Consider the following 15,722-nt stretch of genomic DNA (forward strand, 5'->3'; position numbering starts at 1 on the left):
TTTTTAAATAATTATATCAAATTTCTAAATAGTAGATAAAAAAAGAGAGCTGTCAAATTTGACAGCTCTCTCAAGTATTTAAGAAGCTTTAGCTTATAGTTTGCTATTAGAATCTACAGCGTTTAATTCAGCGAACGCTTGTTCTAGACGTTCAACAAATGCTTCTTCACCTTTGCGCAACCATACGCGTGGGTCATAATATTTTTTGTTAGGAGAATCAGCACCTTCAGGGTTACCGATCTGAGCTTGTAAGAAATCACGGTTTTTAGCTTCGTATTTTCTTACGCCATCCCAGAATGCCCATTGCATATCTGTATCGATATTCATTTTGATAGCACCATAAGAAATAGCTTCTTTAATTTCCTCAGGTGAAGATCCCGAACCACCGTGGAAAACAAAGTTCACTGGTTTTTCAGCAGTAAGGTTGAATTTCTCACGAATGTATTCTTGAGAATTGTGCAAAATAACAGGTTGTAACTTTACATTTCCTGGTTTGTACACACCATGCACATTTCCGAATGCTGCTGCAACAGTGAATTTATCTGATACTTTGGAAAGTTCTTCAAAAGCGTAAGCTACTTCTTCAGGTTGAGTATATAATTTAGAACTATCTACATCTGAATTGTCAACACCATCTTCCTCACCACCAGTAACACCTAATTCAATTTCAATAGTCATACCTAGCGGTTTCATGCGCTCTAAATATTTTCTTGAGATTTCGATGTTTTCTTCTAATGGTTCTTCAGAAAGATCCAACATATGAGAAGAGAACAATGGTTTGCCATGTTGAGCAAAGAATTTCTCACCTGCATCTAATAAACCATCAATCCAAGGTAATAATTTCTTAGCAGCATGGTCAGTGTGCAAAATTACTGCAACGCCGTAATGCTCTGCCAATAAATGTACGTGCTGAGCAGCTGAAACCGCCCCTAAAATACATGCTTGTAAATTATCATTGTTCAATGATTTACCAGCATAGAATTGCGCACCACCATTTGATAATTGAATGATCACTGGTGAATTTACTTTCTTCGCAGTCTCCATAACTGCATTGATAGAATCAGTTCCGATAATATTTACCGCAGGTAATGCAAATTTATGCTCTTTAGCTATTTCGAATAGCTCCTGTACTTGATCTCCAGTTAAAACTCCTTTGAAATCTTTTAGGCTCATAGTGTATTTTCTAAATTTTGTTATTAGGAACTAAGATAAACTTTTTTATTCAGTTCAAAAAATATAGTGTAAAAAATACACTAAGAAGTTTTCAGCCTTTCCCCTATCCAAACTCAGCATTTAAATATTTTATTAATATCTTTAGCAGAGAAAATAATTATAAAATACTATACTAATATGCTTCAGGTTTACGGGATCAAGAATTGTAACACAGTTAAAAAGGCACTAGATTGGTTAAATGACCATAAGTTGGAATATGTATTCCATGATTACAAAAAAGAACCTGCCACTATACAAAAATTGGAAGAATGGGAGAAGAAAGTTTCATGGGATCAACTTGTAAATAAAAAAGGAACGACGTGGAGAAAATTGAGTCCTGAAGAACAAGCCAGCGTGCAAGATGCCGAATCTGCAAACAAAGTATTGTTGAACAACAATAGTATGATTAAAAGACCACTGATCGAAAGTCCAAAAGGGATTTTATTGGGGTTTGATGAAGAAGAATACAAATCTAAATTATAAACAAAGTATGAATAAATCTATTTTCAAGATTACCTTAGGTCTATTATTAGCACAGATAGGTATTTCTGAAGGCACCTTCGCCCAAACCCAAAAATCCGAAAGTGTCTATGATTATAAAGAGGCTTTTAGTCCAATATTTTACAAGAACAATGGTAATGTTTATCGTTCAGCATCTGGAAAACCAGGTCATCAATATTGGCAAAACGCAGCAAGCTATGATATCAAAGTAAGTCTGGACGATAAGACTCACGAAGTAAAAGGTACTGTAAAAATCCACTATACGAATAATAGTCCTGATGAATTGGGCTTTATTTGGCTTCAATTGGAGCAAAACATGTTCAGCCAAGAATCCATTGGTCAAGCTGTCGTGCCATTGACTAATAGTCGATATGGTGATGCAGGTTCTGATTTTGATGGTGGATATACTATCTCCAATGTCACAGGTGCTGGCAAAGATGTGAAGTATAGTATCAATGATACAAGAATGCGGATCGACCTTCCTACTCCATTGGCAGCAAAAGGAGGAAAAGTTGAGTTAAGCATGGATTTCTCGTATATCGTGCCTCAATATGGTGCTGACCGTACTGGTATCTTACCTACTGAAAATGGTGATATTTATGCTATCGCTCAATGGTATCCTAAAGTATCAGTTTATGATGATATAATGGGTTGGAATGCACTACCTTATACAGGACCAGGTGAATTTTATATGGAGTATGGCGACTTCAATGTTGAAGTAACAGCACCGGCTAATCATATCGTAGTACTGGGTGGTGAATTGTTGAATCCTGAGGAGGTTTGGACTAAAGAACAACTAGACCGATATAATAAAGCTAAATCCAGCGACAAGACCGTTATCATCCGTTCACAAGATGAAGTTACAAACAAGAATTCAAGGCCAAATAAAAGCACATTAACTTGGAAATATAGGCTAGAAAATGCGAGAGACGTAGCTTGGGCTTCCTCCAAGGCATTTATTATTGATGGTGCTCAGATCAATTTAGTGAGCGGCAAAAAAGCTTTGGCACTTTCAGCTTATCCAAAAGAAAGCAATGGTGGAAATGCTTGGGAAAGATCAACGGAATATACTAAAGCATCCATTGAATATTATTCGAAGAAATGGATGGACTATCCTTATCCTGTAGCGATCAACGTTGCATCAAATGTTGGCGGTATGGAATATCCTGCTATTGTTTTTTGTGGTAGCAGAGCTAAGGCCGGTAGTTTATGGGGCGTAACAGACCATGAATTCGGACATATTTGGTTTCCAATGATTGTTGGTTCCAATGAACGTTTGTATGCATGGATGGATGAAGGTTTCAATACCTTTATCAATGACCTTTCTACTGAGGCTTTCAATAATGGTGAGTACTTCAGAAGAATGGGCGATCGCAATGCCATGGCCAAAGCCTTAATGCACCCTGCTCTTGAACCTATCTTGACTACGCCACAAGGTATGAAAGAAAGAAACATTGGTCTATTAGCATATTATAAACCAGGATTTGCGCTTCGCTTATTAAGAGATGAGGTATTGGGTCCTGAGCGTTTCGATGCTGCTTTTAGAAAATATATAGACTATTGGGCATACAAACACCCTACTCCAGATGATTTCTTCAGAACAATTGAAAATGAAACCGGAGAGAGTCTTAATTGGTTTTGGAGAGGTTGGTTTTTGAACAACTGGTCCTTGGATCAAGCAATTACCGATGTTAGTTATACAGAACTAGATCCTACAAAAGGTTCAGTAATTACAATTGCCAATCTTCAGAAAATGGCAATGCCTGTAGTTATTGAAGCAACAACAGCAAGTGGCAAAAAAGTACGCAAAAAATTGCCTGTAGAAGTTTGGGAAAGAAATGCAACCTGGAAGTTTGCATTGAATACTACCGAGAAGCTTACAAGCGTTAAAATAGATCCAGACAATGTTTATCCGGACATCAATCCAGATAATAATGTATGGACATCAAAATAAATATGAATTTAAATAAGAATATATTTTTAATGGTTATGTTGCTTTTCAGCAGCATAACTATTTCTTTAGGCCAAGAGATTAAGGGAATAGTTTATGATTTGGAAACCAGCAAGAAATTGCCGGACGTTCAAATCAAAAACCTAAGGACCAATCAAGAAGTAAAAACAGATATGCAAGGGAATTTCACCATTCCTGGCCAGCTGAATGATTACTTAAGTCTGATGGTCCAAGGGTATGACCGTGATACTGCTTTTATCTATCAAGAAGGTGTCAACAGAATTTATTTGGTAAACGACAAAAGTACAATTACCATCGATGAAGTGGTGGTTTCGAGAATTACAGATAGTCGATTGACGAGAGAAATAGAAAGAGCAATCAACAATAGTAAAGCAGTAGAAACCAGCTCTACTAAAGGTGGATTGAGAATCTCCCCTTCTCGTTTATTCGGAAAAGAGGCTAAACAAGCTCGATCGTCAATTGAAATCTTGAAATTGGAAAGAGAACAGCGAAATGTAAACCGCGTATTTACGGATGATTTGATACTTTCATTGATACCGATGGAAAAACAAGAATTGTTACTTTTTAAGGATGGATATCGGCCAAGTTATGAGTTTATCAAACAAGCTTCAAAAGAAGATTTGACAGCTTATATCATGGATTCATACGCTAAATTCAAGCAAAATAAAGGTGAATCACTGAAGCAGTAAAAAATTCTAGTTAAACAATTTTAATATAAAATTGTATTTTAAACAGATTAGAAATTAGATGTAATGTCGATATTTCTAAACTGTTTTTTTTCATTTAAACTTTAATTCATGAAGGTAGCATTGGTTGGAGCAACAGGATTTGTAGGCTCACACATATTAAACGAACTTTTAAACCGAAACATTGAAGTAACTGCTATTGCAAGAGATGTAGATTCTATTAAGGATAAACCCAATGTCATTGCTGTACAAATGGACATCAATGAACCAAACAGAGTAGCTAGTGCTATCAAAGGTTCTGATGCTGTTATCTCTGCATATAATGCTGGCTGGACAAATCCTAACCTATACGATGATTTCACAGAAGGTTCAAGACATATTTTAGAAGCGGTGAAAGAGGCTGATATCAGGAGGTTTCTCGTTGTCGGTGGAGCTGGCAGCCTATTGGATAAAGATGACCAACGTATCGTTGATGGTGCTGACTTTCCTAAAGAATTTAAACCTGGAGCATTGGCCGCAGCTGATTTTTATGAAGTAATTCAAAGAGAAGATGAATTAGATTGGACATTTTTTAGCCCTTCAATTGAAATGAACCCTTCAACCTCTGGTACAAGAACAGGTAAATATAGAACAGGAACAGACCATCCCGTTTTCGATCATGAAGGTCGTTCTAGAATATCAGTCGAAGACTTAGCTGTTGCCGTGGTTGATGAAATTGAAAATAACAAATTTGTACAAAAAAGATTTACAGCAGGATATTAATCCTGCTTTTTACTTTTCTGACAATAACTTAGTTATTTTTAAATACCCCACTTCTAACGAATCTTCTTTTATTCCTGGGTTTTCAATGATGTCAATCTGATAATTTTCTTTGAATTTTGGACTCAAAAGATCTGAAACTTCATAGATATCATCTACGTCAATTCCATATTTATCATCAATATGCGAAGATTCATGATGCTTCCAAAAAACAGATTCCTTAGCTAACTTTGTTGCTTCTGCAAGACTTCCTGCTACAACCACTTGTTTATAATGGTATTCTTCCATATCATTTGGTTTGTAACCGCCCAAATTAACAAAGTACAATCTTTTCTCTATACGCTGTCTTTGATTGCTTAGTGGAATAATCTGAATTTTATAATCTCCTATTTGGCTTATCTTTCTCCAAGAATCTATATGCATTCGACCCTCTAATGCTGGCCAAAACTCATACATGCTTGGTACTAAATCCTTGAGCCCATCTCCTATTCCAAAAAACACATCGTGCTGCTCGGTAAACCTTCCTTCAGGTTTTCCACCGATCACAACCATAAATAAATCCTTATGATCAGAATTTTCCATCCTTTATTTCTTAAATTCGATTTACAATAAAAATAAATTTTATCTATGAAAAAACTACTTAGCCTTAGCATTATATTTTTATTAATTATCTCAAACGTAAATGCCCAGAAAACAGATAAAAGTCTAGAACGAAAAATAAATCAAGCAATTGAAGGTTTTCAGGGAGACATCGGGGTATATGTAAAACATCTCAAGAAAAACAAAGAGGTTGCAATCCATGCCGATAGTATATTTCCTACCGCCAGTATAGTAAAAGTTCCATTGTTGGTAGGTGTATTCCAAAAGATAAAAAATGGCGAACTAAGATTGGATCAAAAATTTCTATACCGGGATTCTAGAGCATACGGCGGATCTGGTTTAATGCAATTTTTCAAGGATAGCACCGAAACTGATTTAGCAACATTAATCGGTCTGATGTTGAGTTATAGTGACAATGTCACTTCCATTTGGTGTCAGGAGCTTGCAGGCGGCGGTCAGACTATCAATCCCATATTGGATGAATTGGGGTTAAAAAACACGAAAGTCAACTCTCGAACTCCAGGTAGAGAAGAAATATGGAAAAAATATGGTTGGGGACAAACGACGCCAAGAGAAATGTCTAAACTTTTCGAATTGATCCGAGAAGGAAAAGTCGTATCGCCTGAGCATTCCGATAAAATGTATAGATTTTTAAAGAACCAATTCTATAATGAACGGTCACTATCACAATTTCCAGCGATAATCAATACGATTAGTAAGACAGGATCATTGGATGATGCACGTGGAGAAATAGTATTGGTTAATGCTCCCCACGGAGATTTTGTGTTTACCATCCTTACTAAGAACAATAAAGATAGAAGCTGGACGAAAGAAAATGAAGCCGAAAATCTGACCCGAAAAATAGCAAACATCATTTGGAATCATTATGAAGATGATTATATGCCATATCCTAGAATCAACTAATCATTAACCAATTTAAGACAACATTGTCTTAAATTAAAAATTGTCCGTATCTTTACATTAAATAAATCAGAATATGTTTTCTAAAGCTTGTGAACACGGGATAAAAGCTATCATCTATATTGCTACGCAGTCTATGGATGGCAATAGAGTGAAGATCGGTGCTGTTGCAGAACACACAGGCACACCAGAAGCCTTTACAGCCAAGGTGCTAGGATTATTGACGAAACATAAAATCCTTCATTCCATCAAAGGACCATTTGGCGGTTTCGAAATGGACTATTTGCAAATCCAAAATACCACCTTGGCAGATATCGTTAAAGCTGTTGATGGAGATAAGATTTTTACAGGTTGTGCATTAGGTTTAAAAGAATGCAATGCATCCAAACCTTGTCCTATGCACCATAGCTTTGTGCAGATCAGAACTGATTTAAAGACAATGCTTGAAAATAGTACAGTCCATGATTTAGCAATAGGACTTATTTCAGGTGATAGTATTTTGGTTAGGTAAAAGAAAAATTAACAATTAATGATATGGAGAGCAATAAAAGGGATATAGAGAATATAGAGGACATAAAATTGATTGTAAATAATTTTTATGACCGCATTCGTGAAGATGAATTATTAGGTCCGATTTTCAATGGGGTAATTCAAGACAGATGGCCAGAGCATTTAGAGAAAATGTATAGATTTTGGCAAACTGTTCTTTTGGAGCAACACACCTATTACGGAAGTCCTTTTCCACCGCATGCAAAATTACCGGTCAGCAAGGAACATTTCGACCATTGGATAGGATTATTTTCTGAAACTGTTGATCATTATTTTCAAGGTGAAAAAGCAGACCGCGCAAAATGGCAAGGATCTAGAATGGCTGAAATGTTTCAGCACAAGATTGATTATTATCAAAGCAATAATCTAAAGCCTTTAATTTAAAACCTCAAAAAATATAAAAAGCAGTGAATCTACACTGCTTTTCTCATTTAAAACATTTTATTTTTTTGGCAACCATTCATTAAAAAATGCGAAGACTTTTGTTTCGTCATATCCTTTGCCTGCTTCTAGATTTCCGCTTTCACGTGTAGTTAGGACTTTGCCATTTTTATCTAATACTATAAAGAATGGATATCCGTATTCTTGTCCTTTACCAGGGGCATACTTATTGAATACAGCTTCGTTTTTGTTTTCAGGGGAAAAGTTAAGGTGATAATAAACGAAGTTATCATTCAATAGACCTGCAATTTTTTTGTTTTCGTGGATATAGTTATTGAATCTTAAGCACCAAATACACCAATTACCACCAGCTTGCACGATAATGTTTTTGTTTTCTTTTTGTGCCAATACCACTAAACTATCGATATCTTTTTGCGCGTCAGCTTCAGGATGATAGGGTTTTGCAAGGCTATCTAATTCTGGATTGGGCTTTTTTGTCTGCGCAAAAGTCTCCGAATTAGTAGTTGTAAATAATACTGTTAAAGCGATTCCTAATATTAAAGTCAATTTCTTCATGTAATCAAATTTTCCAATGGTAAAACGCTACTAATTTACATATTCGTATGTAATTTTAGCATCATTTTACTTAAGCGAAAACTGTGTACCATTATTTTTTGATTTTCCATTCCTATTATCGTTGGGCTGTATTATTTGCGCTCGTTTCTCAATTGATTTGGCTCTACATTAACCAACGCAACAATACAATCTTCCAGATCAAACACTACCAACTTGTGATAGTTTTTACTTTTATCTATAATATCCAATTTGTATTAGGATGGCTTTTATATTTGAATAGTCCGTTGGTTACTGGGTTTTGGTCCGATATTGCGTCCGGAGTTAAAAATAGACAGCTTCGTTTTTTTGGTCTGGAACATATGTCCATGATGACCTTAGCTGTGCTGTTGATCAATGTTTTCACCCTAACTGTTAAATCTAAAATAAATAAAAATGGGTTCAGATACCTTTGGAAAAGATATATCTGGATCACATTGATTATCCTCAGTTCAATTCCGTGGTCTTTTTCTCCTTTAACGAGTAGACCTAACTTGAGGTAATTAAGTACTGGCTGAACTTGAGAAGTAATTGATAAATTGAAATATTGACGTTAGGATAACTACTCCCAACACAATGTATTTAAAGACTTTCTCTGAGGTATATTTTAATATTATTTTGCCCAGATAACTACCAAGAATACTGACAATGATCAAAAAAGGGATCAAACTTATATATTCCTTGGGAAAATAGCCTTGAGAAACATAAATTACAGCCCTGCTAAGGTCTACACCAAGATCAATCAATGCAGAGGTTGCAATAAAAATATCTTTGGGTAAATTAAAAGCCGCCAATGTGATTCCCCTAATGGCTCCACCCGTCCCTACAAGACCGGCAAAGAATCCAGAAATTGCACCACCTAAATACAGGTTTTGGCTCGTTTGCTTCAATGGCTTATTAAATCTGAAGAGCAGGAATATCGCTAAACAAGCTATTAAAATATTCATTCCCAATTCCATCTACTTTACAGGCACATATTTCGTTAATAATGCGCCAATGATCACGAACAATACAGCCGGTATTCCTAATTTGATAGCGATATTTTTATTGATCCCCTTTCGAAATAAGGTAATTTTCGAGATATTGCTGAACACATGAAAAACTGCTGTTATTCCTAATACAGCTTTAAAATCAAAGAACAAAGAAGCCGTCGGTACAAACAGAATAGATGACCCGAAACCTGAAACAGTCCCGATAATTTCCGTTATCAACGCTAAGACTAAAAAAATAAAATATTTCTCCATTTATAAATGGTATTCAGGTTAATTGTTAATAATGTTTTTCGCAGTAAATGATTACTGGTTTGGTTCGGTAAAGATAAGGAATAGACACTAAACTTTAGACTTAAGTCTTAAGACATAAGACAAAAGACATTAGACATAAGAACTTTCCATCTCACATCTCATATCTCACATCTCACATCTAATAATCTAAAAGCAAATGAGTCGGAATTCTTTCGAAGACCGACCCATTCATTTTTGTTCTTTACTTTTTCGGATAAAGTTAAGAACGATGGAAATGTATCATAATGATACTGTGAAGTCTGTTTGTTGTGTTAATCTTTTATCTCCATCCTCCACCTAGGGATCTATATAAATCCACATAGGATTCAAGGTGTTCTTGTCTTAATTCTACTAATGCAAGGTCAGAGTCAAGGGCATTCCCTTGGGCAGTGATAACTTCCAAATAAGTAGCATACCCACCTTTAAACAATAGACTGGCATTTCTTACCGCTTTTTCAGAGTTTTCGACTCTCAATCTTGCAAATTCTAACTGCTCTCTCAATTTTTCAACCGTTACAACCGCATCGGAAACTTCACTTACGGCTTCAAGAACAGTCTTTTGAAATTCGATTTCTGCTTTATCTCTTTCTAGTTTAGCAACCTCCCACTCTGTTTTCAATGTTTTGTTTTTAAAGATTGGAGCTGTCAAACTACCACCAATTCCACCCAATAAAGATCCTGGAATGGAGAACCAATTTTTTGGAAGCATAGAATTGACTCCGAAAACACCTTCTAACGATAATGAAGGGTATCTCATAGCTTGCTTAATATTTGCATTTGCATTAGCAGCTACTAATCCCCACTCTGCTCCTCTTACATCAGGTCTATTTCTAATTATTTCTAATGGAGAGCCCAATGAAATATCTTTGTTTTCTGCAAAAAGGTGCTCAAAACTTGTACCTCTGCTAACCGAGTCAGGCATTTCTCCGATCAAAATCCTTAAAGCATTCTCCTGCAGCACAATTTCCTTTTCCAGTTCAGGAACTAGGGAAGCAGCAATCAATCTTTGAGACTCTGTCTGTTGGATTGCCAATGCCGTGATTTCTCCAGCCTCATACTGCAGTTTGATCATTTGCAATGTACTGTCATTCAAAAGGACGTTTCGTTTTGCAACTTCGATTTTTGCATCCAGCATTAATAGATTAAAATAACCTTTGGCAACACTAGCAATCAGATTAGTTTGAATTGCATTCTTTGCTTCTTGGGTATTCAAATATTCAGCTGTTAATTGCTCTCTTGCATTTCCAATCTTACCCCAGATATCGATTTCCCAGCTGAATCCAATTTCAGTTCCAAACTGAGAGAGATAGGTAAACATGTTTTCTGGCGCTTTTGTACCTTTTCTGTCGTACCATCTTGTGGATGGTCCAGAACCAAACTCTTTTGAACGATATTGCTTATTGGCACTGGCAATTGTTGCATCAACTTCTGGAAAATAGTTCCATTTATTTTGCCTAACCCATTTATTTGCAATTTCTATGTTCTTTAAAGCGGTTTGCATATCATAATTATTCGCAAGCGCTGAGTCTATTAAATCCTTTAATGTAGGATCATGGAAGAATTCTTTCCAAGATATTTGACTTATACTTGAAGTATCTCCAAAGTAAGCCAAGGTATCGCCTCTAAATTTCTCAGGCATGTTCAAATCAGGTTGTTGGTATTTCTGTCCAACTTTACAGCCCTGCACCATAAAGAATGCCGCACATAAACAACCGATTAAAACCCTTAATATTGATTTCTTATTCATGAATTTTATTCTTCTTCTTCTTCAGTTCTAATTTTATTGCGCACTTTTTCGTCTAAGGTTTTAAATACAACGAAAAGCACTGGTATTATGAAAATACCAAAAGTTACTCCGAACAACATACCACCAGCAGCGCTAAAACTGATTGAATGGTTACCGATTGCTGAAGGACCTACTGTCCACATCAACGGAATCAATCCGGCTACAAAGGCTAAACTGGTCATCAAAATCGGACGTAACCTTAACTTCGCTCCATTGATGGCAGCATCCACTATACTCAGTCCTTTATCACGCTCCTGCACGGCAAACTCTACAATCAAAATTGCATTCTTTGCCAAGAGACCAATAAGCATGATCAATCCGACCTGCACGTAAATATTGTTTTGAAGTCCAACCAAACCAATGGTCGCATATACTCCAATCAATCCCACCGGAATGGATAATAATACCGCCCATGGAAGGATATAACTTTCATACTGTGCGGCAAGCAAAAAGTAAACAAATAAGATACTCAATGCGAAGATCAATACGGTCTGAGAACCGGATTGGCTCTCTTCCAAACTCATACCTGTCCATTCATAACCGATATTCCCCGGCAGCTTTTCTTCAGCAAATTGTTCAATGGCAGCCATGGCATCTCCGGTACTGTATCCTTTTGCTGGTTCTGCATTTACAACAATGGCATTGTACAAATTGTACCTTGTAATAGTTTCTGGTCCTACAATCTTATTCAAGGTGACGATTGTGTTAATTGGAACCATTTTACCAGCATCATTCCTTACAAAAATTGAACTGAATGATTCTGGGTCTGTACGGAAATCAAAATCTGATTGCACATAAACACGATATTGTCTACCAAACCTACTGAAATCGGATGCCTGTACCCTTGCAAAGTATAAACGTATGGTTGACATCAAGCTATTGATACTCACACCCAACGACTTAGCTTTTACGACATCAATATTGACTTCATATTGTGGAAAAGTCGATTTAAAACTCGTATAAGCATTTCCAATTTCTGGAAGTTCATTCAATTGGTTGATAAAAGTATCTGCCAACACATTGAAATCACGAATATCACCACCTAATCGATCCTGTAGTACCATCTCTATCCCGGCAAAATCACCGAAACCTTGAACAGTTGGCCTTGGAAAAACGGTAAATGTAGCTTCATGCAATTGGGAAAGATCATTTCTAACCGTATCCATAAAATCCTGGATATTTTTGATTTCCTTACGGTCAGCATGTGGAACCATCGTAATATATCCTGCAGCAAAAGCCGGACTTGAACTTTGATCCAAAGCATTATATCCCGATACCGAAGTCATTCCCTCGATGTCTTTATGCCTTCTTAAGATACTATCCGCTTTCTTCAGTACTTCAGTTGTCCTAGCCAATGAAGCACCAGCAGGCATCGCAATATTGTAAGTCACAAATCCATCATCTTCCGTTGGAATAAAGGACTTTGGAGATTTCATCATTAAGAATGCTCCAATTGCCGTAATAACAGCCAATCCTGCCCATGCAACTTTTTGGTTCTTGATTAATTTCTTAACTCCGATAATATATTTATCTGTAAACCTATCAAACGAAGTATTGAAAGCCGTAAAAAATCTATCCTTATAGGTATTGAACTTATTTTTCTTTTTACCAACCTCTTTCTCATCATGAGGTGGTTTTAATAGCAAGGCACATAATGCAGGACTTAAAGTCAAGGCATTTAACGCTGAAATCAAAATTGCTGTAGCCAAGGTATAAGCAAACTGTCGATAGAAAATACCCGCTGGTCCTTCCATAAATCCTACCGGTAAGAATACCGCAGCCATAACCATCGTAATGGAAAGAATAGCTCCAGTAATTTCTGACATCGTTGATAAGGTAGCTTGTCTAGGTTTTTGACCGGTTGCATGCATTTTATGGTGTATGGCCTCGACGACGACAATCGCATCATCGACCACAATACCAATAGCGAGCACCAGGGCAAACATCGTCAAGACATTCAACGAGAACCCAAACAACGAAAGGAAAAAAAATGTACCTATCAAGGACACCGGAATGGCAATAGCAGGAATCAATGTGGATCTAAAATCCTGAAGGAAAATAAATACAATGATAAATACTAAAATAAATGCTTCGAATAAGGTATGTTTTACCTGGTCAATAGATTGATCAATCTGATCCCGTACTGAATAGGTAATATCATAATCAATCCCCTTAGGGAAATATCTCTTTTGTTCTTCCAAAACCTTTCGAACAGCAACGTCAATATCATGGGCGTTGGATCCACTGGTTTGGGTCAAGTTTAAGGTAAGTCCTGGTTTTCCATCGACTTTGTTATCCGAGTTCAAGTTTGTCGCACCAAACTCAACCCGGGCGACATCCTTCAAGTAGAGTACCGAACCATCTTTATTGGTCTTGATTACAATATTTTGGAATTCCTCTGGTTGGCTGAACCTACCCTTGTGTTTAATCACCGTTTCGAAAGCTTCGTCAGAAGTCTCACCAAATTTACCCGGAGCAATCTCAAAGTTTTGATCCTTGATGGCATCAGATATATCCTTAGGCACCAAATTATATAAAGCCAGTTTTTCTGGATTTAACCATACCCGCATCGCATAATCACGAGCACCCAACCTAGAAACCTGAGCCACACCATCAACACGTAATAAAGGACGCATTAAGTTAATTTGGGCAAAGGCTTGTAGGAATGTTTCATCATAAACCGAATCTTTCTGATTTGAAAAGATATTGATGGTCATGATAACACCACTCTGCCTAGGCATAGTGGTAATACCAGCTTCGTTTACCTCTGCTGGAATAGCTGATATTGCTTTAGATATCCTCGTCTGAACATTTACAGATGCTACATCTGGATTTGTTCCTGTTTTAAAATATACAGTTACACTACCAGATCCTGAATTGGATGCTGTAGACCTAATATACGTCATGTTCTCCACCCCATTGATTGCCTCTTCAATAGGCAACAATACAGAGGAGGCTACAGTTTCTGCGGTCGCACCAGGGTAACTTAAGGATACCACAACACTGGGTGGTGCAATTTCCGGGAACCTGGTTACTGGAAGTAGTTTCATTCCTACCAAACCCAGAATCACCAATATAATAGAAACAACGGTAGCTAAAACGGGACGACTTACGAATGTTTTAAGCATATAGAAAAGTTAGGATTTAGCTATTCTAAGCTCTTCCCTACTCTATAAGTAAGGAAAAGTTAGAATCAGCTTTTAAAATTTAATTAAACAATTATTTTTGCTGTGGAATAGGCATGATTTCTGACCCTTCAGTCAATTCTTCAAATCCACTTAGAATTACACGATCGCCTTCTTGAACTCCCTCAGATACAATATACTTATCCTTGGTCTTGCCATTTAACTTGATGTTTCGGCGTTGTGCTTGATTGTTTTTATCAACAACGTAGATGAAAGTCTTGTCTTGCAATTCATTCGTCGCAATCTGAGGAATTTGCAAAACATCTTTCTTCACTTCAGCAATCTTCAAAGTACCCGTACTTCCTGAACGTAAGATATTATTGGGATTAGGGAATGTTGCCCTCAATGAAATCGAACCAGTTGTTCTATCAACTTGACCGTTCACTGCATCCACAATACCTTTCGAAGAATACTCTTCCCCATCAGCCATCATTAAGGTAACTTCAGGGAATGTTAATCTCTTCAATTTATCATATTTACGTCCCTCGATACTGTCCATCTTCGCCTGTGCTTTTGAGAAATACAGGAAATCAGACTCATTCATCGCAAAGTAAATATATACTTCTTGAATATCTGAAAGATTGGTAAGAGGTTCTTTGTCTCCTTTTGTAATTAAGTTACCGATACGTTTTGGGATACGTCCTATGTAACCACTTACTGGAGCTGTAATCGTTGTAAAATTTCTACTTAATTGTGCAGATCTTACTTCTGCGGCAGCTTGATCTAAGCCTGCTTTAGCAACTTGGTAATCTGATTCTGCAGATGCTAATCTAACATCTGAGATGACATCATTTTCAACCAATGGTCTTAAACGGTCTACTTCAAGTTTTGCATTTTTCAATTTGGCTTGTGCTACCTTCTCTGCAGCGTACATATTATTCAAATCTTCTTGATAGAAAGACGGGTCTATTTTAAATAGTTTTTGACCTTTTTGAACATAAGCACCTTCATCCACATAGATTTCCTGCAGGAGTCCTTCCACTTGTGGACGAACTTCAACGTTAACCTTACCCTCTATGGTACCAAGGTAGTCCTTTACCGTTACAGCATCCGATCTCTCAACCGTGTAAACTGGTAAAGCCATTGCTTTTGTCGTATTTTCTTTTTCTTTGGATTTGCTCTCAGAACAGCTAGCCATGATGCTAACTGAACTAATCAATAAAAATGTAGCTTTTAAAATTGATAACTTTGTTTTCTTCACAGTAATTTTCCGATTTGTATTTTTTGTCTTCGTAATATTTTTATTACACTTCCATCTTATTAACGTATCATTTA

The 15,722-nt window shown here is 36.7% G+C and carries 13 protein-coding genes and 1 pseudogene; 7 read left to right on the forward strand and 7 right to left on the reverse strand.

Annotation, left to right across the window (positions count from 1 at the left end; genetic code table 11):
• Positions 1-93 precede the first annotated feature (93 nt).
• On the reverse strand, positions 94-1,173 hold the full coding sequence (gene fbaA / locus CRT24_RS16335) for a class II fructose-bisphosphate aldolase (protein ID WP_099372249.1): 1,080 nt from the start codon (positions 1,171-1,173) through the stop codon (positions 94-96).
• Between the two features lie 177 nt (positions 1,174-1,350).
• Between fbaA and CRT24_RS16340 the strand changes: the two genes are divergently transcribed.
• The 4 genes from CRT24_RS16340 to CRT24_RS16355 all read left to right on the forward strand — a co-directional run bounded on the left by CRT24_RS16340 (position 1,351) and on the right by CRT24_RS16355 (position 5,133).
• Positions 1,351-1,695 (forward strand): ArsC family reductase, encoded by a 345-nt coding sequence (locus CRT24_RS16340; protein WP_099372250.1) that lies wholly within the window; start codon positions 1,351-1,353, stop codon positions 1,693-1,695.
• Positions 1,696-1,702: 7 nt separating this feature from the next.
• Positions 1,703-3,667, forward strand: a complete 1,965-nt coding sequence (locus tag CRT24_RS16345; protein ID WP_099372354.1) for a M1 family metallopeptidase — start codon at positions 1,703-1,705, stop codon at positions 3,665-3,667.
• A gap of 2 nt (positions 3,668-3,669) precedes the next feature.
• Positions 3,670-4,374 (forward strand): carboxypeptidase-like regulatory domain-containing protein, encoded by a 705-nt coding sequence (locus CRT24_RS16350; RefSeq protein WP_180269158.1) that lies wholly within the window; start codon positions 3,670-3,672, stop codon positions 4,372-4,374.
• 108 nt (positions 4,375-4,482) lie between these two features.
• Positions 4,483-5,133: an NAD(P)-dependent oxidoreductase gene (locus CRT24_RS16355; protein ID WP_099372252.1), complete on the forward strand. Its 651-nt coding sequence runs from the start codon at positions 4,483-4,485 to the stop codon at positions 5,131-5,133.
• Positions 5,134-5,142: 9 nt separating this feature from the next.
• Here the strand turns inward: CRT24_RS16355 and CRT24_RS16360 are convergent, their stop codons facing one another.
• Complete coding sequence (locus CRT24_RS16360; protein ID WP_099372253.1) at positions 5,143-5,712, reverse strand: DUF1543 domain-containing protein; 570 nt, start codon at positions 5,710-5,712, stop codon at positions 5,143-5,145.
• A 45-nt stretch (positions 5,713-5,757) separates the two neighbouring features.
• On the opposite strand from CRT24_RS16360, the gene CRT24_RS16365 reads away from it, so the two are divergent.
• From CRT24_RS16365 to CRT24_RS16375, 3 genes are all read left to right on the forward strand, one after another.
• The gene (locus tag CRT24_RS16365; protein WP_099372254.1) at positions 5,758-6,654 is read left to right on the forward strand and encodes a serine hydrolase; all 897 of its coding nucleotides are present in this window, start codon (positions 5,758-5,760) and stop codon (positions 6,652-6,654) included.
• Positions 6,655-6,727: 73 nt separating this feature from the next.
• Positions 6,728-7,162, forward strand: coding sequence for an Rrf2 family transcriptional regulator (locus CRT24_RS16370; protein WP_099372255.1), 435 nt, complete (start codon positions 6,728-6,730; stop codon positions 7,160-7,162).
• Between the two features lie 23 nt (positions 7,163-7,185).
• Positions 7,186-7,584, forward strand: a complete 399-nt coding sequence (locus tag CRT24_RS16375; RefSeq protein ID WP_099372256.1) for a group III truncated hemoglobin — start codon at positions 7,186-7,188, stop codon at positions 7,582-7,584.
• Positions 7,585-7,641: 57 nt separating this feature from the next.
• Here CRT24_RS16375 and CRT24_RS16380 read toward each other — a convergent pair whose 3' ends face one another.
• From CRT24_RS16380 to CRT24_RS16405, 5 genes and pseudogenes are all read right to left on the reverse strand, one after another.
• Complete coding sequence (locus CRT24_RS16380; RefSeq protein ID WP_099372257.1) at positions 7,642-8,157, reverse strand: thioredoxin family protein; 516 nt, start codon at positions 8,155-8,157, stop codon at positions 7,642-7,644.
• 539 nt (positions 8,158-8,696) lie between these two features.
• A pseudogene (locus CRT24_RS21295) lies at positions 8,697-9,437 on the reverse strand (sulfite exporter TauE/SafE family protein).
• A gap of 319 nt (positions 9,438-9,756) precedes the next feature.
• On the reverse strand, positions 9,757-11,223 hold the full coding sequence (locus tag CRT24_RS16395; RefSeq protein WP_099372259.1) for an efflux transporter outer membrane subunit: 1,467 nt from the start codon (positions 11,221-11,223) through the stop codon (positions 9,757-9,759).
• Between the two features lie 5 nt (positions 11,224-11,228).
• Positions 11,229-14,390, reverse strand: a complete 3,162-nt coding sequence (locus CRT24_RS16400; RefSeq protein WP_099372260.1) for an efflux RND transporter permease subunit — start codon at positions 14,388-14,390, stop codon at positions 11,229-11,231.
• A gap of 91 nt (positions 14,391-14,481) precedes the next feature.
• Complete coding sequence (locus tag CRT24_RS16405) at positions 14,482-15,648, reverse strand: efflux RND transporter periplasmic adaptor subunit (RefSeq protein ID WP_257214068.1); 1,167 nt, start codon at positions 15,646-15,648, stop codon at positions 14,482-14,484.
• Between the last annotated feature and the right edge of the window lie 74 nt (positions 15,649-15,722).

The organism is Sphingobacterium sp. 1.A.5 (assembly GCF_002734235.1).
Classification (GTDB): Bacteria; Bacteroidota; Bacteroidia; order Sphingobacteriales; family Sphingobacteriaceae; genus Sphingobacterium; species Sphingobacterium daejeonense.

What these genes read in the sequence shown, in the direction of transcription:
- CRT24_RS16395 (WP_099372259.1), bottom strand. Translation starts at nt 11,223, where the DNA reads ATGAATAAGAAATCAATATTAAGGGTTTTAATCGGTTGTTTATGTGCG.
- CRT24_RS16380 (WP_099372257.1), bottom strand. Translation starts at nt 8,157, where the DNA reads ATGAAGAAATTGACTTTAATATTAGGAATCGCTTTAACAGTATTATTT.
- CRT24_RS16365 (WP_099372254.1), top strand. Translation starts at nt 5,758, where the DNA reads ATGAAAAAACTACTTAGCCTTAGCATTATATTTTTATTAATTATCTCA.
- CRT24_RS16345 (WP_099372354.1), top strand. Translation starts at nt 1,703, where the DNA reads ATGAATAAATCTATTTTCAAGATTACCTTAGGTCTATTATTAGCACAG.
- CRT24_RS16360 (WP_099372253.1), bottom strand. Translation starts at nt 5,712, where the DNA reads ATGGAAAATTCTGATCATAAGGATTTATTTATGGTTGTGATCGGTGGA.
- CRT24_RS16340 (WP_099372250.1), top strand. Translation starts at nt 1,351, where the DNA reads ATGCTTCAGGTTTACGGGATCAAGAATTGTAACACAGTTAAAAAGGCA.
- CRT24_RS16355 (WP_099372252.1), top strand. Translation starts at nt 4,483, where the DNA reads ATGAAGGTAGCATTGGTTGGAGCAACAGGATTTGTAGGCTCACACATA.
- CRT24_RS16400 (WP_099372260.1), bottom strand. Translation starts at nt 14,390, where the DNA reads ATGCTTAAAACATTCGTAAGTCGTCCCGTTTTAGCTACCGTTGTTTCT.
- CRT24_RS16350 (WP_180269158.1), top strand. Translation starts at nt 3,670, where the DNA reads ATGAATTTAAATAAGAATATATTTTTAATGGTTATGTTGCTTTTCAGC.
- fbaA (WP_099372249.1), bottom strand. Translation starts at nt 1,173, where the DNA reads ATGAGCCTAAAAGATTTCAAAGGAGTTTTAACTGGAGATCAAGTACAG.
- CRT24_RS16370 (WP_099372255.1), top strand. Translation starts at nt 6,728, where the DNA reads ATGTTTTCTAAAGCTTGTGAACACGGGATAAAAGCTATCATCTATATT.
- CRT24_RS16375 (WP_099372256.1), top strand. Translation starts at nt 7,186, where the DNA reads ATGGAGAGCAATAAAAGGGATATAGAGAATATAGAGGACATAAAATTG.